Below are 26,199 nucleotides of genomic sequence, written 5' to 3'. Positions count from 1 at the left end.
TGAATTTCTTGTAAATTAGTTCTCTAACTACTTATTTTGTTTGATAAAATATAACATAATAAGAGATGTCTTAATAAAAATAGATAAAGATTAATAGGAGTGGATGGAGCAAATATGTACAAAAAAGTAGAAAATGAATTGGATCTTGCCATATTTAATGGCATTTGGACAACGGTGTGGAGAGAAAAAGGATATGAATTAGAATTTAGTGATGAAGTTCTTGAGCAAAATATAATTTCGACAAAAACAGGAGAATTTGTCGGAACAGCAGAATTAAAACCATACATAGCCGATGAACATCACAAAATTAATGAGATTTCCCCTTTTCATAAACATCCATGGATTAATGAATCTAATGGAAGAGTGGCCGAAATCGATAAAATTGCTATCTTAAAAACATTTCGAGGTACAGGAGAACATATTGCCCTAGTTCTTTCATCTATTGTACACAGCTCAGCACAGTTTCAACTGAAATATTTAGTATCATTAATGGAACCCGTTTTTATGAGAGCTTTGAGAATCACCTTTAAGGTTCCGCTACAGCGGGCAGGTGAGAAAACATTTTATAAGGGCGATTATGTTATTCCTGTTATCATTGATGTTGGTTTTATTATCGAGCATGCAGAGGAATTTTCATGGTATGTGCACCCCGCAGTAATGCAACCAAGTTATTAATTTATGTAGAGGCGGATGAGAAATGAATTATGGATTATCAGAATTAGACAAAAGGAATAGGTTATTAATTGGAATTATGTGGGCGGTGCTAGCACTTGGCATCATAACCGATATTAGTATTGGTCTAGGATGGGAAATGATTATATTACTTGTAGTAGTAGGGTCTATTATTAATATTATTGCAACAGCGATGACGTTTATAAAGTCACTTAGTGCATATGTTAAATATGTTTTGCCATTTGGATTAAATGCCATTGCTGCAGTATTAATCATATCTGATCCTGAGCCGATTATTAGCACTTACTTTCTAATATATGTGAATTTAGGTATCATATCGCTGTATGCTGATTACCGTCCACTAATATTAACGGGTATTCTAGGGGGAGCAGTTACAACGTATATTCACTTGGATCCTTTTATCAAACAACGTTTATTCCCTGATGAATCGTTGTTATTCCTATATTTATATTTGTTTTTTGCGACGTTAACACTATCCGCATCGGCGCATTTCACACAACGCTTACAGCGTGAGGTAGAGAAAAATGAAGTTGAAGCCGTTCATGCTAGAAAATTGGCAGAGCAGCTAATTGAAAAACTGAAATCATCCATTCTAATGCTAAATGTTTTCAGTTCTTCCCAGAAGGAGCAGGTACATACGGCTAGTTCTATTTCCAAGGAAGTAACGACGACATTTGGAGAGATGAGCGTATCTGTTGAGCAGCAAACTAATCATATTATATCCATTAACGAGTCCACTCAACGTATCGATCATGATATTAAAGAAATGGCAGAGAGCTCCGCATTAATGGATGAGTACACTCAAAATAATGCTCATCTTAATGAAAGTAATACTGTTAAGATGCAGCAGGTTAGCGAAGAAATGAAGCAACTACGTCAATCAACAGAACAAACATTGGAAGAAATGAAAGAGCTACGAGCGAAAAATGAACATGTTAGCAAAATTGTTGATACGATTAATGATATTGCTAAACAAATTCATTTGTTAGCGTTAAATGCTGCGATTGAAGCTGCACGAGCTGGGGAACATGGAAAAGGGTTTGCCGTTGTGTCTGGTGAAGTAAGTAAGCTGGCAGATCATACAAAACATTCGGTGGAAGAAATAAGTGAACTTCTGTCCAACATTCATCTTAGTATTGATTCTGTTTATCAATATGTGGAGCAAGGAAATAACTCGGTTGTTAGAAGTGATCACTCGCTTCAAAGTGCGAATGAAGTATTAGAGCATGTTCAAACGAATACAAAGCTTGCTACTGAGCAAACGATGAAAGTAACTGAATCGACGAAGCGTCTTGGCAATCAATCGTCCTTGCTTGCTGATAGTATGAACAGTATTTCAGCTACGACGCAGCAAAATATGGCTGCCGTAGAAGAAGTTAATGCTAATATGGAATTGCAATATGCTAATATGGAAAATATGGTTGAGCAATATGACCAGCTAGATCAATTATTGCATGAGCTTAAGGAATTAGTAGAACGTAAATAAAATATAAAAATGACCATATACTAACTTGAACTCTACATTTAAGAGGACTAACCAATGGTGAAGCAATGATCGTAATGTGTTCCCTACAGCCGAGTGTTTATTGGAAAGTGGCTTTGCCACAGACATCCGATAGATGCTCGGTTTTTTCACTTTTAAATTTAAAATTAAAAGTGAAATTAAGCAATAAGTCTACTGACAGTATTGACATTAAAAGGATGAATTGTTACCATTACAATAGACTGACGGTCGGTCTGTTGTAATGGAGGTTAGATTATGAGAATAACGAAAAATTCTGAAGAACGTAAACAAGAAATATTGGACGCTGCGGCTATATTATTTACAACGAAAGGCTATGGGAAAACGACTATTAACGATATATTGCAAGCTGTAGGTATTGCCAAAGGAACGTTTTATTATCATTTTCAATCGAAAGAAGAAGTAATGGATGCCATTGTCATGCAATTCATTAACCAAGGAGTCACTGCCGCTCAGCACATCATGAATGATTCGACATTGAACGCACATGAGAAGATGTTCCGTATACTGGGTGCTCAAAGTCATGAAACTGATCAAAAAGGGGAAATGATCGACCAGCTCCATCGGATTAACAATGCAGAAATGCATCAAAAAAGCTTAGTAGAGACGATTATTAGATTAACCCCGATTTTGACAGAGGTTGTGGAGCAAGGCATTCGAGAGGGGATTTATGATACACCTGCACCACGTGAAGTGATTGAGTTTCTATTGGTATCCTCACAGTTTTTGTTAGATCGCGGAATTTTTCCATGGAATGCTGAGGAACTCGTGAAGAAGGCACACGCCTTAGCTTATATGATCGAGAAGACATTAGGGGCACAAGAAGGAAGCTTTGCGTACATACCAATGATGTATGAACGTATGATCCAACAAGGGGAAGAATGAGACCGTAACAACAGTGCAGTTATTATTGCAGCCCAAAATCTTTCGGCTTAAAACTGACATGAAGGGTGGAAAGTATATATGGCGATTCAAAAGTCATTTGGGAAATTTCTGATTGTCTGGTTTGGTCAATTCATATCCTTAATAGGGATTGGTCTTACTGCATTTTCACTTGGTGTATATGCATTCGAGCGTACACAATCGGCAACAAGTGTGGCGTTAGTGACGCTATTCACATTTTTACCGTCGATCTTGTTAAGACCAATCGGAGGCATACTTGCTGATCGAATGGATCGTAGATTATTAATGATTATTGGTGATATTGGTGCGGCAGCAGGTCTAATATTTATCCTTATTATGTTGGAGGCTAGAGTGCTAGAGTTATGGCATATTTACGTAGGTGTAACGATAAGTTCTATTTTCTCAGCATTACATAGTCCAGCGTATAAAGCCTCTGCGACAGATTTATTGTCGGAGGAACAATACTCAAAAGGTAGTGGACTTGTGCAATTGGCGGAATCATCCAAATTTCTATTTGCTCCTGTTATTGCAGCGGTTTTGCTAAGTGTAACGACGATTGAGACGATTTTACTTATTAATATTGCTACTTTTATCGTTGCTATTGTAGCTGTATTTGTCATTAAGAAAGGCATAGCTGTTGATCGTTCAGATCAAGTCAATGGGCATTGGATGGATGAGTTTTTGGAAGGATGGTACACCATTAAGCGGAATAAGGGTGTATTGCTGCTTGTAATTATTATTTCTATGACTACGTTTTATATCGGCTTACTAGAAACATTAATTGGTCCGATGCTACTAAGCTTTACTGATGTGCAAAGTCTAGGTGTTTTTCAATCGATAAGTGCTATCGGAATGCTCATTAGCAGTATCATTATTGGCATGGTGACGATTACGAAAAGGTATGTAAATATGTTAATTATCGGACTGATTGTAGGAGGTATTGCCTTCTCCTTACTTGGGTTGTCGACAAATATTATGTTCATAATGATTGCAGGTTTTATCTTCTTAGCGGCGCTACCTTTTGTTAATACGAGCGCAGATGTATTAGTACGACAGAACATACCTAATGAGAAACAAGGACGGGTATGGGGAATGATTGGAATTCTATCGCAGCTTGGATTCATTGCTGCTTATTGTTCAGCAGGGTATCTAGCTGATTATCTGTTTAATCCATGGCTTGCTGAAGATGGAGCACTAGCTTCGACAGTAGGAACCGTTATAGGGACAGGACCTGGTAGAGGAATAGGAATGATATTCATTATTGCGGGCATATTTGTAGCTATTATTGGCGTAGTAACCTTTCGACTTCGATCAATTCGTGAACTTGATCATGTTAAAAATGGTGGTTAACGAGGATAGTTAACTAATCATATATAACGATTATGTGACGAATGAGGAATCTATCAAGCATTTTTGTTGTATAAGCGTGACGGAATGTTAGGTAGGGAGCAGATTGAAGAAATATGTGAACCAGTAACAGTATAATATTATCAATTAATAACAGTAGTATATAGTACGCTATACAATGAGTAGATCATGGTTATCGATAGGACGGTTATGTAACGTAACTGATCTCAAGATATCGTAGATCTACTTTTTTTGGATGAGCAGTAAAACAAAGCAATGGATGAATAGTGTTAAAGGTTATATTTATTGTAGTATGATAGGTATTGATCTCGATCATAGTATGATTAAATAAGGAGGCGAATTAGTATTATGCTATTTTCGCCAAGAGGATAAAGTATAATATTTACTATATAAAGTTTTAGCAATATGCTTTCGAAGCTACTTTTTATTACAGCCAGTATCTCAAGAAGTTCATAAAAAGTTCTAGGAGGTTGCATATGTACAAAGTATTGTTAGTTGATGATGAGATTTTCGTTCGAAAAGGAATTATAGGGTTAATGAATTGGAATGAGCTGCAATATGAGATTTGTGGCGAAGCAGAGAACGGCCTACAAGCTATTGAAATGATCGAACAGCTGAAGCCAGATCTTGTTATTGCTGATATTCGTATGCCGATATTAGATGGACTAGACTTAATTAAGGAAGTGAATGAAAGAGGGAAGCACCGGCCATTATTTATTATTGTAAGTGGATATCATGATTTTTCATATGCGCAGCAAGCATTACGCTATCATGTATCAGATTATATATTGAAGCCGGTTGATGAGAAGGAGCTAGAAGCGACACTACGTCGTGTAGCTAGTACATTATCGAAAAAAAGATTAACGACATTAACAGGTGAAAAACCGTTAAATGAATCGATTATTGAAACATTGCTGAATACGGAGTGTAGCGAGGAAGATGAAAAACAGCTAGCGGAAGCACTTCATATTCCTGTTAGCGGAAACTATTGCTATGTCATCGTGGAAGTTCATGATGGTCAGTTGCGTAATGGTGATTATAACCATGAACTATTTAGTCAATTAGATCATCTATTGCGCAATATTACAGAAGCGGTAGCCTATCATATTCCTATTCATGCTCTAGCAAAAAATCAATTCGGTTTGATCATACAAATGGATCTATTAAAGCAAGCGTTGCTAACATTTACTTTAGAAGAAGCACTTCGCTTATTACGCTTAGCGCTAGTTAAAGGTGTAGAAGCACCGATTACGCTCTATATCGGGGCAGAGGTTAATCGACTAAGAGCAATCGCAAGTTCCGCGAGTTCCGCGAAAGAAGTCATCAAATACAAATTTGCTGAAGATGGTAAGCATGTTATTTTTGCTAACGATGTAAGTGGAACTCCATTATATTATTTTGATATTGAAACAACTATATATAACAATTTACTTGAGCAAATAGAAGAGAATAAACATGATGCCTATGAACAAACGATTGAGCAAATGTTTCAGCAATTCAGATCAATGCGGTTTGCTCCGAGTGCAGTTGCGAATGCATTGACGCGTTGTACGATTGGAATTATTAATATTGTGCGGCAGATGGATGGTCAGGAAGAAGAACTGACCTTACTTCCTGAAATGTTAGGCTGGCAGAAAAAATATAGTAGATTGTCTGAACTACAGGAAATCTTCCTTAAGTTTGTACAGGAGGCTTCGCAATATATATTGGAGCGACGCGGGGAGCAAGGGAAAGGTAGCATAGAGAAAATTAAGAAATACATCGATAATCATTATACTGAGAACATTAACTTAAAAGGAATTGCCGCTAAATTCTATATGAACTCCGTCTATCTAGGTCAACTATTTCGTAAGTCATACGGGTCGTATTTCAATGAATATCTGTTGGGTATTCGCGTCGAAGAAGCGAAAAAATTACTAAGACAGACCGACTTACGTATGTATGAAGTAGCAGGAAAAGTAGGATTCCAAAATGCAGATTACTTTGTGACGCAATTTGAAAAACTAGAAAAAATGACACCAACTGATTATCGTAACAAAGTATTAGGCAAAAAATAAATAGGTGGAGATGACAAGTGCGAAGATTTCATATTAATAATCTTAAGCTTAGAAACAAGCTTGTAGTCATTTATTTTTTATGTGTATTTATCCCGATTTTATTGACTAATGTTGTGTTTTACAATGTGACGACAAATAATATTAGAAATCAAAAAGCAGCGGATGCAGAACTGGCTCTAGAACAATTACAAAATGAATTACGTGTTGTTATTGAGGATGCGGCGGGTAGTGCTTATCTGTATTATATAGATCCAGTGCTCAATAGCCATTTGAATCAACATTATGAAACCAATGATCAGTATATTGCATCATTGGCTGCTATAAGAAGTATATTTAATCGCTCTGAAAAAGAATATAAGACGATAAGTTCTACACTTATTATGACGGATAATCCAACCATATTATCTTCAGGCAACATCATATCACTGAATGAAGAAATATTAAGCTCGCCATGGTTTAAGGAGTTTTCGGCTAATAACAATTCCTATCCTTATCTACATGTTACTGAAAAAAGCATAAGTATTATTCAAGCGTTAGACACTGAACAAACGGGTAAGTACGAGCATCTAATTAAAATTGATCTGAACATGGAATATGTGAAGCAATTGATGGAGCTTTCTAGCTTCCAAGGTAATGTTTACTTTATGAATGATGAAAACAGCGTACATTATAGTAACGACGCAGAGTTATCATTAGTAGCAGGTCCCATTAGTTTTTCCGAGATTAAGCAACCACAGAAGGCATTAACCTTCTCCAAAACATATCATAATAATCGATATCTCGGTGGTTGGTCATTATATGGTGTTGTAGATGAAGAGCAAATTCTGTCTGAAGTAAGTCAAACAGCACAGTTTATTGTTCTATTAGCGATCATTAATTTTGTCGTACCAACGATGATTATTACGATGATTTCCAGCTCGATTCACGTTCGCGTGAAAAAAATATTGAGCCATATGAAGAAAGTAAAAGGAAAAAACTTTGAACAAATTCCTTATGATCGTGCAAGAGATGAAATCGGCGAACTATCGGTAGAGTTTAATCGGATGATTGAGCGTATTGATAACTTAATTAACGATGTGTATGTCGCTGATATACAGAAGAAGGATCTTGAAATTAGGCAGCGTCAAGCACAGCTGCATGCGCTTCATAGTCAAATTAATCCCCACTTTTTATTCAATGCGCTAGAGACGATACGTATGCGAAGTCTAATGAAAGGGGAGTCGGAAACGGCTCGAACGATTCAAAACATGGGGAAAATATTCCGTAAATCGATTTCATGGAAAAAAAGCTTTGTGACCATTCGTGAAGAAATCGAACTTATTGAGAGTTTCCTAGAAATTCAGAAGTATCGCTTTGGCGATAAGCTCCAGTTTCAAATTACGGTAGAGGATGCACTGAATGAACAGCTCATACCGAAAATGACCTTTTTGCCGTTTGTTGAAAATGCGAGTATCCATGGCATAGAAAGTAATCCTGGTATTGGCTTAATTACGATTCAGATTGCACATGAAGCTCAATCTATTGTTTTCGTTATTTCTGATAATGGAATGGGGATGAGTGAACATAAGTTAGGTGAATTACAAGCCTATTTCAGTGATGATCAGCAGATGGGTGATAATGTTGGAATGAAAAATGTATTTACTCGTCTACGCATCGTTTATGGTGACGACTTTACTTATAAGATGGAAAGTGAAGTAGGAGCAGGTACACGTGTCATGCTGCGACTTCCCATGAAAGAGCTGGAATAAGTAGTTGAATATTGCCGGGAATTGTCGTTTTTTGTAATTAAACATAGAAAAACTCGAAAAAAGCATAGAAATTTAAGCGGTTTCACAAATATCTAAGCTTTTCAAAGGACAATGTATAGTTTACTGGGTAACGAGTCCATCGTATTAGAATTATACTGAAAGTGCTTACAAAATAACATTACTAAAAGGGGGAACAAAGTTATGAACCAAAGAAAGTGGTTAAAGACAAGTCTTGCAGTTGTAATGGCATCAGTATTGCTTATTGCAGGCTGCGGAAGTAACGATGCAAACAACAAAGGAGCGAACTCCGGATCGACAGGAGATGAGACAGCACCAGTAACGTATACGTACTTCAGCTTTGGTAGTAACAAAGATATTAATGCAAGTGATACAGACATCGGTAAGAAGCTGCAAGAACAAACAGGTGTTGACTGGAAAATGGAGTTTGCAGTCGGAGATGTAAGCACTAAATCAGGAGTTATGATCACAGGTGGCGATTATCCGGACGTTATCGTTCCTGAGGGTGAAATTGATAAATTGATCGATGCGGAAGCATTCAGACCATTGAACGAATTGATTGAAGAGCATGCTCCTAACATTAAGCGTGTATACGGAGATTATATGGACAAGTTTACAGCTGATGATGGAAACATTTATGTTCTACCATTCTCTGCTGACCAAGGTTACATTAGTGATCCTAATATCGGTCAAGGTGCTTTCTGGATTCAACGTGGTGTATTGAAAGAATTCGGATATCCAGAAATCAAAACTTTAGATCAGTATTTTGATCTAATTGCTGAGTACAAAGCAAAATATCCTACTGTAGATGGTAAAGACACTATTGGATTTATCACTTATGCTGGTGTAGCTGACAACTTCTTCACCATTACAAATGCTCCAATGCACTTGGCTGGTTTCCCTAATGACGGCGGTGTAACCGTTGACATGGAAACTCATGATGCAAAAGTATATGCTGCAAGTGATATTGAAAAGCCTTGGTTACAAAAGCTTAATGAAATCAATGCTGCTGGATTATTCGATCCAGAAACATTTACAGCGAACAAAGATCAATATCTTGCAAAATTAACTTCTGGTCGTGTTCTAGGTTACTTTAACTACGGCTGGCAGGTTGGCGATGCGACAAACAACTTGAAGACTGCTGGTAATGATGATCTTCGTTATGTAGGACTTCCAATCGTATATGATGAGTCGATTACTGATCAATATATCGATCCACCAGCGTTTGTTAACAACCGTGGTGTTGGTATCTCTGTAAGTGCAAAAGATCCAGTTCGTATTATTAAATACTTCGATAATCTTCTAACAGAAGAAAATCAAAAGCTAGTTCAATGGGGTGAAGAAGGCGTTACTTACTCCGTTAATGAAGAAGGGCGTTATGTTATGAATGATGAGCAAATTGCTAATCGTAATGACAATGAATTCAAACGCAGCTATGGTTGGTCATACTTCGAGTACAGCTGGCCTCGTTATGGTAATAGCTCAGTATTCGAAGACGGTAATGCATATGCCGTAGGTAATCAACCTGAAGTTGCTAATGCAGGATACACAGAAGGTGACCTAGCTATTCTTAATGCCTATAACATTCAAACATTTGCAGAACCATTCTCTGATCCACAAGATCGTCCTTGGTTCCCAGCATGGAGTGTTAACAAGGAACAAGGTTCTGCTGAACAAATCTTCGAGCAAAAATCAGGAGATGCTCAACAAAAATACTTCCCTAAATTAGTATTTGCAAAACCTGCTGAATTCGAATCTGTATGGAACGAATATGTTGCAGAATTCAGTAAACTTGATGTAGCTGGCTATGAAGCGTTCATGACAAATAATGTGAAAGAGCGTGTAGCTGGTAACTGGTAAGAAGATACAAATAAATGGAGAAGCGGAGTTCAACCTTCGCTTTTCCCTTCTCATAACAGTAACTTATTAACTCACGCAACTTTGTATTGCCGGAAGGGAGACTAATCAGGTGGAGAAACATACTGAACTAACTGTAACAGCTGCTGGTACCTCACGTTTTCAAAAATATATGACAGCATTGTCTAAGCAAAAAATGCTAATGCTAATGTCTCTTCCTTTTCTTATTTGGGTATTTATTTTCAAGTACGTTCCGCTTTGGGGATGGACAATTTCATTCCAAAAATTTAGACCATCAAGAGGTTTGTTTGAGCAAGAATGGGTTGGGTTAACTAACTTTAAGTTTCTATTCCAAGAAGAAGCGTTCTATCGTGTATTGCGAAATACATTAGTCATGAGTTCAATTAACTTAGTTTTAGGATTCATAACTGCAATTGTTCTAGCTATTCTACTTAATGAGCTTAGAAGTGTTATGTTCAAACGTACTGTACAAACCATTAGCTATTTACCTCACTTTATTTCTTGGGTCGTTGCGGCCAATATTGTTCAATCAGCATTAGCACCAGAAGGTATCATTAATATTTTAATGTTAAAAATGAATCTAATTGATCAACCCGTTCTGTGGTTAGGTAAGGGTGAATACTTCTGGGGTATTCTAGGAGCTACAGAGGTTTGGAAAAATGTCGGCTGGAATACAATTATCTATCTAGCAGCAATTACAACGATAGATCCTTCGCAATATGAAGCAGCTGAAATTGATGGTGCAAGTCGTCTCCAGCGTATTTTGCACATTACACTTCCAGGCATGAAATCGGTTATTGTAATCTTGTTGATCATGAATCTTGGGCATATTCTGGAATCTGGATTTGAGCCACAGTACCTACTAGGTAATGGTATGAACGTGGATTACTCCGAAAACCTTGATATATTCGTTTTGAAATACGGGATGAACATGGGTAACTACGGTTTGGCAACAGCAGCCGGCATGTTTAAAACCGTTGTCAGCTTCATCTTCCTCATGGCAGCTAACTCCGTAGCGAAGAAACTAGGCGAGAGTAGACTGTACTAATCATCACGTAAGGAGGCTATAACGATGGATCAAGCCAAATCATCACGTAAAGTGTACTCAACAGTACCTGATAAAATTTTCGATACATTTAATATTGTCTTTATGATAGGTTTAATGATCTTTACGCTATATCCATTTTTGAATATGTTTGCACTATCCTTTAATGAAGCAAACGATTCTATTCGTGGGGGAATTTATATTTGGCCACGACAATGGACTTGGGCTAACTACGAATATGTATTGAATGAGTCGTCAATTTTCTGGGCAACATTTATTTCTGCGGCTCGTACAATTATCGGTACAATCACATCAGTATTTGCAACGGCGATGCTAGCCTATACGATTAGTAGACCTGAATATTTACTACGTAAATTTGTAACGATAGCTTTTATTTTCACAATGTACTTCAGTGGTGGACTGATTCCTAACTATCTATTAACGAAAGAGTTAGGTCTGCTAGATTCTTTCTGGGTATATATCATTCCAGGTCTTGTCGGGGTATTTAATATGATCGTTATTCGATCATTCATCGAAGGACTGCCAGATGGTATTATGGAATCTGCGAGAATCGATGGTGCAGGTGAATTTACAACATTTATGAAAATTGTATTGCCGCTTACGATTCCAGCATTAGCAACAGTATCCTTATTCGTAGCGGTATATCAATGGAACTCATGGTTCGACGTATTTCTATATAACTCATCTAATATTAAGTTGAGTACATTACAATATGAGCTAATGAAAATACTATCCACATCAACGACATCAACAGGCTCATCTGCAGGAGATGCCTTTGCTAACGCACAAGGCAGTGCAACGGCTGTAACTCCAACGTCTATTCGTGCAACGATGACGATTGTGGCAAGCTTACCGATTATTGCTGTATATCCGTTCTTGCAGAAGTATTTTGTGACGGGTATGACGGTCGGTGGCGTTAAAGGCTAATAAGTGCGGACTTTGATAACGATGAATATACTGACGTAGTTTACTCGGCAAGCGTTTTACTTGGACTAAAAATAGGTTAAACAAAATAGATTGAAAATACTAGGGCTGTGTCCGTTCGATAGGTTTATTCGGACTAAGACACAGCTTTTAGTCAACGAGAGGAACAATACGATGAATAACAATGGTTATGAGGCTTGGTTAAGATATGATGCAATTGAGGACGAACAACTAGTACATTCATATTGTAAATATATTAAGGAAATTATTGTTGCACCGCAGCTTGGAGCAGGTCCTGTTCAATCAGCAGTAGAAGAGCTGCAACTAGCGATTCCAAAGCTAGTGGAGATTATACCGACAATTAATGAAGGTAAAGCAGTTAATGATACTTTTCTAGTTGTTGGTACAAAGGATAGCAACTCGTACATTTCGGATGCGATTGTTGGCCCAATTGCAGCGTTAAGCAGTGATGAAGGTTATATTATTAAAACAATTACGAGTAAACAGTCTTCATACATTGTCGTTGCTGGTGCCACAGAAAAAGCAACATTATATGGTGTGTTCCATCTGTTACGTCTCATGCAGCAGGGCGAAAGCCTTGAGGCACTGAACATTCAAGAAGCTCCTAAGTATAAACTGCGAATGATTAATCATTGGGACAATATGGATGGCAGCATCGAGCGTGGTTATTCAGGTCAGTCTATTTTCTATCATAACAATGAGCTATTAGTAGATTCACCACGTGTACGAGATTATGCAAGATTAATGGCTTCGATCGGAATTAATAATATTGCGATTAACAACGTTAATGTTCATCATCATGAAACATTTCTTATTACACAAAAACTACTACCGAAGGTTGCTCAATTTGCAGCAATTTTTAGGGCGTATGGCATTACATTATTCCTTAGTGTGAACTATGCAGCTACAATAGAGCTTGGAGAAGTAGATTCTGCTGATCCATTAGATGAACGTGTGCAAGAGTGGTGGAAACGTAAAGCGGCAGAAGTATATGCTACAATTCCAGACTTTGGTGGTTTCCTTGTAAAAGCAGATTCAGAGAATCGTCCTGGTCCATTTACTTATGGTAGAGATCATGCAGATGGAGCTAATATGCTGGCAGAAGCATTACAACCATTCGGTGGTTTAGTACTATGGAGATGTTTTGTCTATGATTGTCATCAAGATTGGAGAGATCGTTCTACTGATCGTGCGCGAGCAGCATATGATCATTTCAAACCATTAGATGGTCGCTTCTTAGATAATGTTATATTGCAAATTAAAAATGGTCCGATGGATTTCCAAGTTCGTGAACCAGTTTCACCATTATTCGGTGCAATGGAACAAACAAACCAAGTGATGGAATTCCAGATCACTCAAGAATATACAGGTCAACAACGTCATGTATGCTACCTAATCCCGCAGTGGAAAGAGGTACTACAGTTTGATACACTTCATAAAGGCGAAGGCAGTACCGTTCAAGAAATCGCAGCGGGTAATGTCCATCCTTACTCACATAGCGGTATCGCTGCAGTAACGAGTATTGGTGATGATGACAACTGGACAGGACATCATCTGTCACAGGCGAATTTATATGGCTATGGTCGTCTATTATGGAATCCAGAGCAATCTAGTGAACAAATTGCTGGGGAATGGACAGCGTTGACATTCGGTACGAATCGTCAAGTACAACAAATGATCAATACTTTCCTAATGGAATCTTGGTCGATCTATGAAAGCTATACTTCTCCTCTAGGAGTAGGCTGGATGGTCACACCTCATTATCACTATGGTCCAGACATTGATGGATATGAATATTCAAAATGGGGTACGTATCACTTTGCCGATCATAAAGGAATCGGTGTTAATCGTACCGTTGCTGATGGAACAGGTTATATCGGACAATATGAACAAGCGAATGCACAGCTTTATGAAAATGTGAATACTTGTCCAGATGAATTGCTATTGTTCTTCCATCATGTACCTTATACGCATGTGCTACATTCAGGGAAAACAGTTATTCAGCACATTTATGATACGCATTTCACAGGAGTAGAACGTGTCCAGTACTGGATTAGTCAGTGGAATGAGCTTAATGAAGTTGTGGATAGTGAGCGTCATGCTCATATATTAGATAGATTGGAAGTACAGCTAGAAAATGCTAAGCAATGGTGTGATATTGTCAATACGTATTTCTATCGAAAATCAGGCATTGAAGATGCAGCGGGCAGAACGATTTACTAATGTAACAATGTCCTAGTAATTGAAGCGATCAAGAAAAGAGCGAAGAAACATGAATAGTTGGAGGGGAAATTGGATGAGCAGTATTCCGAAATTATGGGAAGTTTATAAGTCCTATTTTGATATTGGTGCAGCAGTAAACCTTGAGACTATTAAAGGTTCAGAAAAACTACTAGCTACACATTTTAATAGCATTACGGCAGAAAATGATATGAAATTTGTTAATGTTCAGCCTGAAGAGAACCGCTATACATTCGAGGCAGGGGATGAATTATTAGCTTTTGCGAAGCAGCATGGCATGAAGATGAGAGGTCACACATTAGTATGGCATAATCAGACGACGGATTGGATATTTGAGGGTGAAAATGGCGAACCAGCATCTCGTGAATTATTGCTATCTCGTATGAAAGCTCATATCGATACCGTTGTTGGCAGATATAAAGGAAGCATCTATGCTTGGGATGTTGTGAACGAGGTTATTGAGGATAAGAGTGACATATGGCTGCGTGATTCGCGTTGGCTACAAATTATCGGTGAAGATTTCATCGAGCATGCCTTCCGTTATGCACATGAGGCTGATCCGGATGCGCTGTTATTCTACAATGACTACAATGAATGCAATCCAGAGAAACGCGATAAAATTATTAAGCTTGTGAAGTCACTACAAGATCGCGGGGTACCTATTCATGGTATTGGCTTGCAAGGGCATTGGAATCTTTCAGGGCCAAGTATTGCAGACATTCGCGAAGCGATTGAGAAGTATGCAGCTCTAGGGCTACAACTGCAATTTACTGAGCTTGATATATCTGTCTTCGATTATGAGGATCGTCGGACGGATCTTACTGCACCAACAGCAGAAATACTAGCGAAGCAAGCAGTGCGCTATAAAGAAATTTTTGATTTATTCCGTGAATATAAGGATGTTATTACAGCTGTAACATTCTGGGGTGCAGCAGAGGACTACACTTGGCTTGATGATTTCCCAGTCAAAGGTCGTAAAAACTGGCCATTTGTATTTGATGAACAGCATGAGCCAAAGGATTCTTTCTGGCGCTTGGTCGATCATGAGCTGACAAGAACAATTGAATATACAAACCCAATTCTTCCAGGGTTTTATCCTGACCCAAGTGCGATTCGCGTTGGTGAAGATTATTATATGGTAACTAGTACATTCGAATACTTCCCTGGTGTGCCGATCTTTCATAGTAAAGATCTTGTCAACTGGAAGCAAATCGGGCATGTATTGACGAGGGAGAGTCAAGTCAATTTGCTTACTCGTAATAGCTCAGAAGGAATATACGCTCCTGTACTTCGTTATGATGATGGCTTGTTCTATATGATTACAACGGATGTATACGGCATCGGCAATTTCTATGTTACAGCGGCTGATCCAGCAGGTCCTTGGAGTGATCCGATTAAGATTCCTTATGGAAATATTGATCCATCCTTGTTCTTCGATGATGATGGTAAAGTGTATGTTTCTATTCAAGCTGGTTTTGGCGAAACCTCTCATATTATTCAATATGAGATAAATGTCGCTACAGGAGAGGTATTATCAGAGCCAGTTGTTGTATTCGAGGGGGATGAAGGACCGTGGGTTGAAGGTCCACATTTGTATAAAATTAACGGCATTTACTATATGATGACGGCTTCAGGTGGTACTGGTCCGATGCATCGCGAAATTATTGGACGTAGCAATCATCCGTATGGTCCCTTTGAAATGTTGGAGTATCCCATTCTTACGCATAATGCGATAAAGGAGCACCCGATTCAGTATACAGGTCATGCGGAGCTAATCGATGATATTGACGGCAACTGGTGGGCGCTATTTCTAGCGGTTCGTCTGCGTAATGATCGTGGTAGTGTGTTAGGTCGTGAAACATACCTTGCGCCGGTGACATGGGTAGATGGCTGGCCGATTATTGATAATAACGAAGGTCATGTAGAACTAGCAATGTCGGTTACCGTTCCGACACTACAACCTCGTGAAGATATCGTTATGCAAGCCGCGCCAGAAAAAAATGTAACGACATTCTCGGCACAGCAACCACTCCATATGGAGTGGATCTATACTCGTGTGCTGCCTTCTGAATCAGCGGTTTCATTGTGTAGCAACGATGGATGGCTAACATTAGTCGGTAATGAATATAGCTTGAAGGATGGCCAAAATAATTTATACGTATGCCGTCGTCAGCTTCATCATGCGATGCGCATTGAAACGTATATGGAGTTTGCTCCTGTAGTTGATGGGGAGCATGCAGGTATTGCTGCACGACTAAGTGACAATACGTTTTATGCTATAGGCGTAAGTCAGCAGGACGGACAATTCGGAATTGCTGCGATTACGATGAAGAATAAGCAGGAGGAAGCTAGCTTCCTCGCTGTTACGAAGCAAACAGGCGTATGGTTAGCTATTAACTCTACCGAAAAGCAATATGAGCTGCAATATTCACTGGATCGTAAGCAATGGCATTCGATTGCTAGTGCGGATGCTAGTCATATTTCACCAGATTCAGACGGTTCATTTACTGGTGTATGTATAGGGATGTTTGCTAACGGAACAAAGCAGGCTACAGCAGCCCCAGCTAAGTTCGAATATTTCCAATATGAAGCACGATAACTCAATCGAAGCTGAGCTAGCTCCATAATCTTTTCAGACAATTGCTATATTAAAATTAATAAGCGTGATATATTCTGTTCATACAATAGAATATATTACGCTTATTTTCGCTTTTATTTGAACTATCTATAAGCTACAAATGCTGTTTAATATATTGAAAGCTTGCGACAAGATCATCGTGTATAACGATATCGAACAAGTAATCTAGCTCAGTAGCCTCGTAGTTAATAATAGCTAGCTTAGGCTGGCTAGCCCGACTGGCGTAGAAAGGCAATTCCTTTACCGGAAATACTTGCAGCGACGACCCAAGCGTAAGAAATAGATCGCATTGCTCACTTGCTTCATAAGCTTCAGGCAGATGACGCACGATACCGCCAAATAGGACAACATCAGGCTTTAATATGAAGTTATCATGCTCGCAACGTGGAATCTTCTCAGCCATAACATAATTCAAATCGAAACTACGCTTGCATTTAGGACAATGAGCATGATCGATGGAGCCATGAGCTTCGAGAATATGACGACTCCCAGCTTTACGATGCAATCCATCTACATTTTGCGTAACAATCGTAACCTTTTTCCCGAGAGCTTCGAGTTCAGCCAGCATCGTATGTGTAATATTAGGCTCGTATTGCTGCATCCGCTCCATTAGAAAAATGTCTTTGAAGTTTGTCCAAAAGTCTTTGGGGTGAGTTGCGTAATATCCTTCAGATAGTAAATATTCAACGTTATTAACTTGTGAATAGATCCCATTCGGTGAACGAAAGTCTGGAATTCCACTCGCAGTGCTAATGCCGGCACCCGATAGCACAGTAATAAAGTTAGCTTTTCTTATTTGTTCAACTAATTGATTAAGCATAGATATGTTCACATCTCCAGTTCATGAATTACTTATTAACTACTACTTATTTACTGCTCATTAGGTTGTTTAGATTTTCGTTCACGCAATGCTACACTTAATACGGTACCTACAATTAGTGACCACAATGCAGCAGAAATACCAAAAAAAGATATGTTAGCTGCAGAAATAATAAAGGCAAATACGACAGGAAAGCTATTTTTTGTATCGGCAAATGATGAACTCATACTATTAAGAAGGACTCCTAACAATGAAAAGCCAATAATCGTTGCAATAAAGTATTGCGGAAGTGATGTAATGTATGGGACTAGCTTCCAAGCAAAAATACCGAAAATAATGCAAAGCACACTGGAAACAACAGCTGCACGATAACGTTGCTTATGCTCGCCACTTTCATCACTACTGCAGATCGTTGTCATCATGCCACCAGTATTGATAGAATGCTTGTGAAAAAGCTGCCTAATGCAGAAGCGATACCTGAATAAGAAATTATTCGATTAATTGGTGGCTTATAACCTTGCTTAGTTAATGAGGCTAATGATACTGCTAGATCATTGCTTAATATGAGCACTGCAATTGGAATAGCTATCGAAATTAATCCCTGCCATGTAAATTCAGGTGTTATCCATATAGGGAATTCGTATGCAATTGGTGTTACTTGTGGAAATGTATAAGTGAATAATAATCCGATTAGACCAAATACAATGACACCAATAATAGGTGGAACAGCTTTGAAAATTCTAGGTGCCACAAAATATCCGATCAGGGCAAGTAAACCGACAAGTGGGTTAGCTTTGAATGAAGGGATGAGTTCTAATATATATTGCATAATGATACCTGCAAGCATAGCATCAATAATTGATCGTGGAATATGTTTGAATAGAACATTGAATATACCAGTGAATCCAAGCACTGCAATAATGAGCCCCGACATTAAGAAACTTGCCGTAAGCTGGGGTAATGTTAATTGTATAGAAACGGTACTTAAAAATGCGACAGTGGTAATGGAGTGTGCTCCAGCAATCGGTAATTTGTATCGCAAAGCAAGAAATAAGTTGAATAATCCTGCTACAGCGTAAGAGACGAATAACCAAGAAAGTAGTTCTCTTCCATTGAAACCTAGATGGTTAGCGCTGTGAATCGTTAATATTGCTCCGCCTGTACACGCCATTAATGCAGAACTCATGCCTGTTGCTACTTGTTGTTGATTTACGATCATGCTTGCTCGAACTCCTTAATATTGTATTACGTAATTGCTACTTATACAGTATAGCAAAATAAAGAGTCTATATTTGTGAAAGTTACACAAGTATTTCACATCGCTAGAATATCTGAATACAGAGTTGAAAAATTAAGTCCACTGATATAATCATATCCGCATTCATGGAACGCTAGGCTATTAATACCTATCGAGTTCAGGCATATTCCCTCATTAAAATTGTTCAGTTTAGTGTCAATAGTCCAATTTATCCATCAAACAAACTGTGATTCTAGTAAATGAAAAAATGTTGAAGCATATCACCACCAGTATTGGCGTTAAATAAATGCAAACATTAAAAAAAACGGTGTTTTCGTACAACGGTATGTAAATATACCTTAAATTGGTAGTCAGGAATCCAGGAATATAATATAATAATTACAAGGGTATAAGCAGCCTAAGACATTTCTAATAGATACTTTTATTAACTAGAGAGAGTCGTATCGATTATTAGTTTGTCAAATATGCTAACATAATAATAAAAACTAATAAACAGACTTGGAAAAATGAACGATTGTGGATGGTGATACCGATAAAAGTATGGAAAAGACAATTACTTTGGTTTCGGAGCCTTACGTGGAAGATGAAGGTGATCTACGTTATTGTTTATTGCTTGATGGGTGTAGTTCGACTGGGGATTATAGTGCTACCATTCAAACATATTGCCCCAATACTAGGCAAGAAGAATATACATTCCACCCTCGAAGTGGAATGTAAGGTGCTTAAGAAAGCAGCGAAGATCGGCTATGCAGTAGAGATGATAGGCAACTACACACCATGGGAGAGCAAGTGTCTAGTAAGAGCAATTACCGCACAGGTTATTCTTAGAATACTAAGGACACCTAGCACGTTATATCTTGGGATGTCGAAGGATGAATCCAATAAGCTAATAGCTCATGCCTGGCTACGTTGTGGGAAATTAATTATTACCGGAGCCAGTGAGAGTGAGAATTTTAAGAGTGTTATGCATTTTTCTAGTCTCACCAGAGAAGAAGCGGTAGGCATGCAGCATTGAATGAATATGAGAACGTTATCACGGGAGTAGGAAGTGAAGAGATGGGAGTCATATGTGGAATTTTCACACCTAAGGATCAAGCTAAAGCAGCTGAATTTGGACCTCAAATATTTCAAAAACTTCAAATCTACAATTACGATTACGTTGAAAATACAGAGGATAACGGTGTATATCTTGGTTGCGGGATAATCTTTAACACACCAGAATCTCGCTTAGAACAACTGCCAAGAAGAAGCGTCAATAATCGTTACATAATAACAGCGGACGCCATTATTGACAATAGGAAGGAGCTGCTAGATTCATTCGGCATGGACGATACGGATATGTCCACAATTACCGACAGTGAATTAATTCTTTGTGCATACGAGAAGTGGGGGTATGATTGTCCGAAATACTTGATAGGAGACTATGCTTTTGCAATCTGGGATAAGGATCGTAAAGAGCTATATTGTGCTCGTGATGTAATGGGATCGCGATCGTTGTACTTTACAATGGTTTCGGATATGTTCGCTTTCAGTACGATCGAGAAGCCATTGCTCGGTATTGCAGGCATGAGGGCAGAGCTGAATGAAAAGTGGATCGCGGGGTTTCTAGCAATTGATGGTCTTCAGCATAATATTGACAATTACGAAACGATATATAGTGGTATCTATCAGCTCCTTCCCGCTAACTATGCTATCGTGAATGATGATGGGGTTAAGCAAATTCAATATTGGGATATTTTAAAGGATGTTAAACCAGTCCGTTTCCAGACGGATGAGGAATATGTAGAAGCATTCAACAAGATTTTTGATGAAGCTGTTTCTTGTCGTCTAAGGAGTGCAGGAGAAATAGCAATAATGCTAAGTGGTGGTATGGATTCAGGCTCTGTAGCATGCGTGGCGGCTAAGCAATTGGAAAAGTCTAACCGCAAACTATACGCGTTTTCTTCGGTACCAGTAGAAGGGTTTAACGAGGTGCCAGCCAAGCATAACATATACAACGAATCAAATGAGATTAACTTAGTGGCCCAAGCTTATCCAAACATCGATGTCTCGTATTGCAGTTTTGAAGGGACAAGCTCATTGACTGATATAGACAAGTTCATTGAAATCTTGGAACAGCCATATAAAATTTTTCAAAACATGACTTGGTATGTACCCATGTTGCAGAACGCTCAGGATAAGAACTGTAGCGTAATGTTGAATGGTCAGATGGGTAATAGTACCATATCTTATGGGGAATTCGATATTCATTTGCTGACATTATACAGGTCAGGTAAGCTAATTGCTACCGCTAAGGAAATTCATGCAATAAGTCGAATGATGAAAGTACCGATAAAGAAGGCTTATAAGTTAGCTACACAAGTCATTATGCCCTATAACATAAGAAGCTGGCGAGATCGACGTCGCGCTCAAGACTTTGATCGATATAATAATGTAATTGTGAATCGGTCTTTGGTCAGGAAGTGGGGAATAGATAAACTATTAGATGATCTGGGCGCAAACTTGCTGACTCCAAAGAATTATGACTATGAGGAAGATAGAGCGCACCGTGTTGGTCACATTGGATTGACCCAAATAGCGGCTACGGAAACTAAATTGTCTCTGGCTAATCATATAACAATTCGTGACCCTTCTAAAGATCGACGAGTAGTTGAGTTTTGCCTGTCTATTCCATCAGATCAGTATGTAAAGAATGGGAACGACCGGTACTTGTTACGCAGAGCTATGAAAGGTGTCTTACCAGAATCTATACGTACCAATACAATGACTAAAGGTCGGCAGAGCGCCGATATGATACACAGACTGAAGCCAGTATGGAACAAGGTTGTTGAAGAGATGGATGCCATACTTGATAGTAGAGAAATAGAACATTATGTAGAGATGAAGAAGCTCCAAGAAATAAGAAATGCAATGGATAAATGTCTAGAAGATAATGATGTTTTAACAGTGCGCTTAACGCTAATTGTAATTATTTTTTATAGATTTATTATTAATTTTAATCGATCTTTTTCAAGTGGGGTGGTTAAATGAGTAGCGAAAATAAGTACTATTATAAGGCGTTTGGACTAAATTTGGAGTCTGACTATTTTTTGAACGGGTTGTTACCATCAGATGGACCTACTGAAGTACGCATTATTGAAGGGGAAATTTCTGTCCAGTTTCCAGGGCCGCTAGGAGAGAACGCATATTGGAGCGAAGGAAAGGAAAATTTTTCATTTCGGATTAAAGGATTAGGTGCTTTCTCGATAAATAGTGGAAGGGAAATCACGATACATAATGACACACAGATGCCTGACGATAGAAATGAATTATTTATTCTAGGTACATGTATAGGAGTATTATTACTACAAAGAGGACTTATCCCGATGCATGGTAGTGCCTTGTCACTGCATAATAAAGAAGTCATAATTACAGGGGATTCAGGAGCAGGGAAATCGACCTTAACCGCTTCGCTCATCAAGCGAGGATATTCTTTTCTTGCGGATGATATTTCTGCTTTACAGGTTGAGGGGAACGGTGATGCCTGGATTATGCCAGCATTCCCTAAGCAGAAATTGTGTGGTGATACAGCTACTATGATCTTTGGAGGGTTAGACGGCCTCGAACGAATTCCGGGAATACGAGATAAATATCATGTGCCAAGTAGCGATCAATTCATTGCAGAAAGCAGGAAGTTATGCGCGCTATTTGAACTTTCTACTCATTCGGGCTCGGAGGTTGAATTAGAGGAAGTAGAAGGGACAGAAAAGCTTGCAATCATCATACGCAATACCTATAGATTTCTATTTATCGAAGTGAATGGGATGGAAGTACAACACTTTCAACAATGTTCCAAAATTGCTTCAACAATTAAAGTATATAGGTTGAAACGACCAATGAAAGGCTTTACGGTTGAAGAGCAAATTAACAAAATTATAATGGTGTTGGACAAAATATAGGCTTAAAAATAAAACGAGAGGCTGCCCCATTGTCATCTATGATGATTATTGGGACAGCCTACTCACTTTAACTTTGGTTTTCTCTAACTCAATCAATTGTCCATTCTTAAGTTCGTAGATTCTGTCACATATATCAGCGACGGATAATCGATGCGTGATTGCGATACATGTTTTTAGAGGTGCCATTCGCTTAAGACTACTAATAACTTCCCATTCCGTGTTTAAGTCAAGTGCAGAGGTAGCCTCGTCTAGTAATAGAATAGGGGCTGGCCGTAATAGCGCTCGGGCAAGAGCAACTCTCTGCGACTGTCCCTCAGATAATCCATATCCTCCTTCACCTATTCTCGTTTCTAATCCATTCGGTAACTTCTCGATAAATTCCCATGCACATGCTTGTTTGGCAACTTCTATAAGTTCGTTGTCAGTAGCTGATGTCAGGCCAATTCGGATATTGTCAGCAATTGTACCTGATAATAATGTATTTCCTTGAGGTACATAGGAGAAATATGATCGTGTGTTTGAGGATAGAATATGTTTCTGTCTATCTCCATCATAGATACATAATTGTCCCTCTTGAGGCTGAATCAAAGTGAGTAAGAGACGCAGCAGTGTCGTTTTCCCTTCACCAGACGTTCCTACAATCGCGATAATTTCACCTTGATTTATTTTTAATGATACATCGATTAGGATAGGACTGCTTTCCTCATAGGAAAAATGAACACGATCAAGAGTAAGGGAGTTTAATGTTGATTGGGAATGAACATCCTTCGATTTTTCTGCTTCCAATGTTAAAGATTCAAATTCCTTGAGTCGTTCTGCAGATGCGGCGGCTGCAATCACAAGAGGCAATGAGCGTGACAATCCTTCCATAGGTGCTTGAATTTGTCCGACTAATTGCAAAAAGGCTGTAAAAGTACCAAAACTCGTAGTGCCGGCCGATAATTTGAATGCTCCTACGCCAAATGCGAGGAAAAAACCGATACGGTAGCCGATTCCCATGCTAACCCCAGTAGTAACAGCATACATTTGGCGTTTCATTACCCAGAACAATTTGTTCTTTTGGAGTCGATCGACATTCCCTATACTTTCTTTTTCGTTCTCGAATGTCTTTACGATTAGGGAATGATGAACACTTTCCGTCAGATACGATCGGTACTGGCTTTCCGCAGATTGAATATGATGCTGAAACTTTTTTAATTTACGTCCTATAAACCAACTAATTAGAATAAAGAAGGGGCCTACCAAGAAAGCAGATATAGCCAGGGTACTATCAAAGTACCAAAGTGTCGTAAATGCCGTAATTAACTGTACAAACAGGGATATCATACTTGGAAACGTGTTTGCCCAAACGTCAACAACGTTAGTCACGTCGCTAGTTAATCGGGTTTGAATATCTCCATTATGATATTTGTGCAAGCTGCTCCACTCTGTCCTGAACAGGCGATCTAGGAACTGCTTTTGTAATTTATAACTTAGCAGTTCTTTGAATTTGGTGACTCTCATGGTGAGATAAGCCCCAAGAACGATCTGTGTAATAAGGATGAATGCAAATAGAAAAATATAAAATGCGGATTCGGAAAATCCTTTTTCAATCGATGTATCAATCATTTTCATGGACACAATCGCGGTTGCTACTGAGCTTACTGAAATAATAATGTTGAGGGAAGTAATTAGCGTCAATAATCCCCAATAGCCGCGAACTTGTCTAATCAGCCAGATATAGACGTTCCAGTCGGTTAATTGCTTGAACTTGTTAATTTCTGATCGCCTCCTAGATGTCTATGAGAGGACGCGATTATTTTCAAGATGCTTTGCCATTGCTTTCAGTAGCGGCTCTCGCAGATCCGAAGTATTGAGAGCAAAATCGAGGGTTGTTAGAATGAAACCAAGCTTTTCACCAACATCATGACGAGTACCTTCGAAATTATATGCAAGCACAGATTCATACTCATTAAGTTTCTGAATCGCGTCAGTCAGTTGGATTTCGCCTCCTGCACCGATTTCTTGCTTCTCAAGAAAATCAAAGATTTTCGGGGTGAATACGTAACGACCCATTATTGCGAGATTAGATGGCGCTGTACCTGATTTCGGTTTCTCAATGAAACGGTTGACATTGTATAATCTATCTTTCTGTCCTGCTGGATCAATGATGCCGTATCGGTGAGTCTCATCATAAGGGACCTCTTGAACACCAATGACTGATTGGCCAGTATTCTCATATACATCTATCAACTGGCGCAAGCAAGGGACTTGACCTGTTACGATGTCATCACCAAGCAATACTCCAAACGGCTCATCTCCTATAAATCTTCTTGCACACCATACAGCATGTCCGAGTCCTTTGGGCTCCTTCTGTCTAATATAATGAATTTCTACTTTAGCAGAGCGTTGGATCTCTTCAAGCAATTGTAGCTTACCTGATTCGAATAACCGTTCTTCCAACTCATAGGAATTGTCAAAATGGTCTTCAATCGCTCTTTTTCCTTTTCCGGTTACAATAATAATATCCTCAATTCCTGAATTAATGGCCTCTTCCACGATGTATTGTATAGTTGGCTTATTAATGATCGGAAGCATTTCCTTTGGCATTGCTTTTGTTGCAGGCAAAAATCTGGTACCAAGTCCTGCTGCGGGAATAATTACCTTTTTGACTTTTTGCATCATAAATCACACTCCCTATCCTTTTTCTATTTTTCTGTAGTAACTAATCGTATTAGATTTAAGTCCAAAAGCGAATTTAGAAATTGAAGTGTTTGTTCCGAGCAGGTAGCTTCATCTACTTCATATAAAACCTTTAGTTTGTCTACAACATGTTGTATGTGAATTGGCGAATCTATTAAATTCCAGATAGAGCTACTTACATCTTCGAGTGCATAATACTTACCGGTTTCGATTTGAATCATGCCTATTTCTCCATCCAAATCTGTTGTAGGAATATCATCGTTACGGACTACCTCGTCACTCAACTGTAACCGACTGTCGATCAATAATTACACCCCTCATAGATAAATTATTCCAGTGATTTGTACTATAATTCCATAAAATATCTAGAAAAGAAGAAACCGCAAACAGATTAGTCATTATTATCAGTTTGCGGTTTCAACTG

The 26,199-nt window shown here is 38.6% G+C and carries 18 protein-coding genes and 2 pseudogenes; 15 read left to right on the top strand and 5 right to left on the bottom strand.

Features of this window, described 5'->3' with window-relative positions; genetic code table 11:
- The first annotated feature begins 114 nt into the window (after window positions 1-114).
- The 12 genes and pseudogenes from AC1TO5_RS12160 (at window position 115) to AC1TO5_RS12105 (ending at window position 17,038) form a co-directional block, all read left to right on the top strand.
- The gene (locus tag AC1TO5_RS12160; RefSeq protein WP_482063063.1) at window positions 115-675 is read left to right on the top strand and encodes a GNAT family N-acetyltransferase; all 561 of its coding nucleotides are present in this window, start codon (window positions 115-117) and stop codon (window positions 673-675) included.
- A gap of 22 nt (window positions 676-697) precedes the next feature.
- A complete protein-coding gene (locus AC1TO5_RS12155; RefSeq protein ID WP_482063062.1) occupies window positions 698-2,179 on the top strand; it encodes a methyl-accepting chemotaxis protein in 1,482 nt (493 codons plus the stop codon).
- Window positions 2,180-2,452: 273 nt separating this feature from the next.
- Window positions 2,453-3,100, top strand: a complete 648-nt coding sequence (locus AC1TO5_RS12150) for a TetR/AcrR family transcriptional regulator (RefSeq protein ID WP_482063061.1) — start codon at window positions 2,453-2,455, stop codon at window positions 3,098-3,100.
- A gap of 78 nt (window positions 3,101-3,178) precedes the next feature.
- The gene (locus AC1TO5_RS12145) at window positions 3,179-4,468 is read left to right on the top strand and encodes an MFS transporter (RefSeq protein ID WP_482063060.1); all 1,290 of its coding nucleotides are present in this window, start codon (window positions 3,179-3,181) and stop codon (window positions 4,466-4,468) included.
- 494 nt (window positions 4,469-4,962) lie between these two features.
- Window positions 4,963-6,543, top strand: a complete 1,581-nt coding sequence (locus AC1TO5_RS12140; protein WP_482063059.1) for a response regulator — start codon at window positions 4,963-4,965, stop codon at window positions 6,541-6,543.
- A gap of 17 nt (window positions 6,544-6,560) precedes the next feature.
- Window positions 6,561-8,291: a sensor histidine kinase gene (locus AC1TO5_RS12135; RefSeq protein ID WP_482063058.1), complete on the top strand. Its 1,731-nt coding sequence runs from the start codon at window positions 6,561-6,563 to the stop codon at window positions 8,289-8,291.
- Window positions 8,292-8,492: 201 nt separating this feature from the next.
- Window positions 8,493-10,169, top strand: coding sequence for an ABC transporter substrate-binding protein (locus AC1TO5_RS12130; protein ID WP_482063057.1), 1,677 nt, complete (start codon window positions 8,493-8,495; stop codon window positions 10,167-10,169).
- Window positions 10,170-10,338: 169 nt separating this feature from the next.
- Entirely contained in the window at window positions 10,339-11,235 is an 897-nt protein-coding gene (locus tag AC1TO5_RS12125; RefSeq protein ID WP_482063121.1) for an ABC transporter permease, read from the top strand.
- A gap of 24 nt (window positions 11,236-11,259) precedes the next feature.
- Window positions 11,260-12,180, top strand: a complete 921-nt coding sequence (locus AC1TO5_RS12120; protein ID WP_482063056.1) for a carbohydrate ABC transporter permease — start codon at window positions 11,260-11,262, stop codon at window positions 12,178-12,180.
- A gap of 171 nt (window positions 12,181-12,351) precedes the next feature.
- Window positions 12,352-14,421, top strand: coding sequence for an alpha-glucuronidase family glycosyl hydrolase (locus AC1TO5_RS12115; RefSeq protein ID WP_482063055.1), 2,070 nt, complete (start codon window positions 12,352-12,354; stop codon window positions 14,419-14,421).
- A gap of 73 nt (window positions 14,422-14,494) precedes the next feature.
- Window positions 14,495-15,481, top strand: a pseudogene (locus tag AC1TO5_RS12110) (endo-1,4-beta-xylanase); the annotation flags it as partial.
- A complete protein-coding gene (locus tag AC1TO5_RS12105) occupies window positions 15,473-17,038 on the top strand; it encodes a glycoside hydrolase family 43 protein (protein ID WP_482063120.1) in 1,566 nt (521 codons plus the stop codon). The pseudogene AC1TO5_RS12110 and the gene AC1TO5_RS12105, both read left to right, overlap by 9 nt.
- A 133-nt stretch (window positions 17,039-17,171) precedes the next feature.
- On the opposite strand, the gene AC1TO5_RS12100 is transcribed toward AC1TO5_RS12105, so the two are convergent.
- Complete coding sequence (locus AC1TO5_RS12100; protein ID WP_482063054.1) at window positions 17,172-17,897, bottom strand: NAD-dependent protein deacylase; 726 nt, start codon at window positions 17,895-17,897, stop codon at window positions 17,172-17,174.
- A gap of 50 nt (window positions 17,898-17,947) precedes the next feature.
- Window positions 17,948-19,068: pseudogene (locus tag AC1TO5_RS12095) on the bottom strand (benzoate/H(+) symporter BenE family transporter).
- A gap of 670 nt (window positions 19,069-19,738) precedes the next feature.
- Here AC1TO5_RS12095 and AC1TO5_RS12090 point away from each other — a divergent pair.
- Genes AC1TO5_RS12090 through AC1TO5_RS12080 form a run of 3 tightly spaced genes read left to right on the top strand, consistent with a single transcriptional unit; the run spans window position 19,739 to window position 23,093 of the window.
- Complete coding sequence (locus AC1TO5_RS12090) at window positions 19,739-20,170, top strand: lasso peptide biosynthesis B2 protein (RefSeq protein WP_482063053.1); 432 nt, start codon at window positions 19,739-19,741, stop codon at window positions 20,168-20,170.
- On the top strand, window positions 20,167-22,185 hold the full coding sequence (locus tag AC1TO5_RS12085; RefSeq protein ID WP_482063052.1) for an asparagine synthase-related protein: 2,019 nt from the start codon (window positions 20,167-20,169) through the stop codon (window positions 22,183-22,185). Before AC1TO5_RS12090 ends, AC1TO5_RS12085 begins: the two co-directional genes overlap by 4 nt.
- Window positions 22,182-23,093: an HPr kinase/phosphorylase gene (locus AC1TO5_RS12080; protein ID WP_482063051.1), complete on the top strand. Its 912-nt coding sequence runs from the start codon at window positions 22,182-22,184 to the stop codon at window positions 23,091-23,093. Before AC1TO5_RS12085 ends, AC1TO5_RS12080 begins: the two co-directional genes overlap by 4 nt.
- Before the next feature lie 45 nt (window positions 23,094-23,138).
- Here the strand turns inward: AC1TO5_RS12080 and AC1TO5_RS12075 are convergent, their stop codons facing one another.
- The 3 genes from AC1TO5_RS12075 to AC1TO5_RS12065 form a co-directional block, all read right to left on the bottom strand.
- Window positions 23,139-24,773 carry an ABC transporter ATP-binding protein gene (locus AC1TO5_RS12075; RefSeq protein WP_482063050.1) on the bottom strand — a complete coding sequence of 545 codons (1,635 nt, stop codon included), beginning with the start codon at window positions 24,771-24,773 and terminating at the stop codon, window positions 23,139-23,141.
- 99 nt (window positions 24,774-24,872) lie between these two features.
- On the bottom strand, window positions 24,873-25,757 hold the full coding sequence (galU, locus tag AC1TO5_RS12070; RefSeq protein WP_482063049.1) for a UTP--glucose-1-phosphate uridylyltransferase GalU: 885 nt from the start codon (window positions 25,755-25,757) through the stop codon (window positions 24,873-24,875).
- Between the two features lie 23 nt (window positions 25,758-25,780).
- Window positions 25,781-26,080: a PqqD family peptide modification chaperone gene (locus AC1TO5_RS12065; protein WP_482063048.1), complete on the bottom strand. Its 300-nt coding sequence runs from the start codon at window positions 26,078-26,080 to the stop codon at window positions 25,781-25,783.
- Between the last annotated feature and the right edge of the window lie 119 nt (window positions 26,081-26,199).

This window comes from Paenibacillus sp. Y930 (genome assembly GCF_056786375.1).
This window is presented reverse-complemented; position numbering and strand designations above follow the sequence as displayed.

What these genes read in the sequence shown, in the direction of transcription:
- AC1TO5_RS12120 (WP_482063056.1), top strand. Translation starts at nt 11,260, where the DNA reads ATGGATCAAGCCAAATCATCACGTAAAGTGTACTCAACAGTACCTGAT.
- AC1TO5_RS12160 (WP_482063063.1), top strand. Translation starts at nt 115, where the DNA reads ATGTACAAAAAAGTAGAAAATGAATTGGATCTTGCCATATTTAATGGC.
- AC1TO5_RS12140 (WP_482063059.1), top strand. Translation starts at nt 4,963, where the DNA reads ATGTACAAAGTATTGTTAGTTGATGATGAGATTTTCGTTCGAAAAGGA.
- AC1TO5_RS12145 (WP_482063060.1), top strand. Translation starts at nt 3,179, where the DNA reads ATGGCGATTCAAAAGTCATTTGGGAAATTTCTGATTGTCTGGTTTGGT.
- AC1TO5_RS12125 (WP_482063121.1), top strand. Translation starts at nt 10,339, where the DNA reads ATGACAGCATTGTCTAAGCAAAAAATGCTAATGCTAATGTCTCTTCCT.
- galU (WP_482063049.1), bottom strand. Translation starts at nt 25,757, where the DNA reads ATGATGCAAAAAGTCAAAAAGGTAATTATTCCCGCAGCAGGACTTGGT.
- AC1TO5_RS12080 (WP_482063051.1), top strand. Translation starts at nt 22,182, where the DNA reads ATGAGTAGCGAAAATAAGTACTATTATAAGGCGTTTGGACTAAATTTG.
- AC1TO5_RS12150 (WP_482063061.1), top strand. Translation starts at nt 2,453, where the DNA reads ATGAGAATAACGAAAAATTCTGAAGAACGTAAACAAGAAATATTGGAC.
- AC1TO5_RS12155 (WP_482063062.1), top strand. Translation starts at nt 698, where the DNA reads ATGAATTATGGATTATCAGAATTAGACAAAAGGAATAGGTTATTAATT.
- AC1TO5_RS12100 (WP_482063054.1), bottom strand. Translation starts at nt 17,897, where the DNA reads ATGCTTAATCAATTAGTTGAACAAATAAGAAAAGCTAACTTTATTACT.
- AC1TO5_RS12090 (WP_482063053.1), top strand. Translation starts at nt 19,739, where the DNA reads ATGAAGGTGATCTACGTTATTGTTTATTGCTTGATGGGTGTAGTTCGA.
- AC1TO5_RS12130 (WP_482063057.1), top strand. Translation starts at nt 8,493, where the DNA reads ATGAACCAAAGAAAGTGGTTAAAGACAAGTCTTGCAGTTGTAATGGCA.
- AC1TO5_RS12115 (WP_482063055.1), top strand. Translation starts at nt 12,352, where the DNA reads ATGAATAACAATGGTTATGAGGCTTGGTTAAGATATGATGCAATTGAG.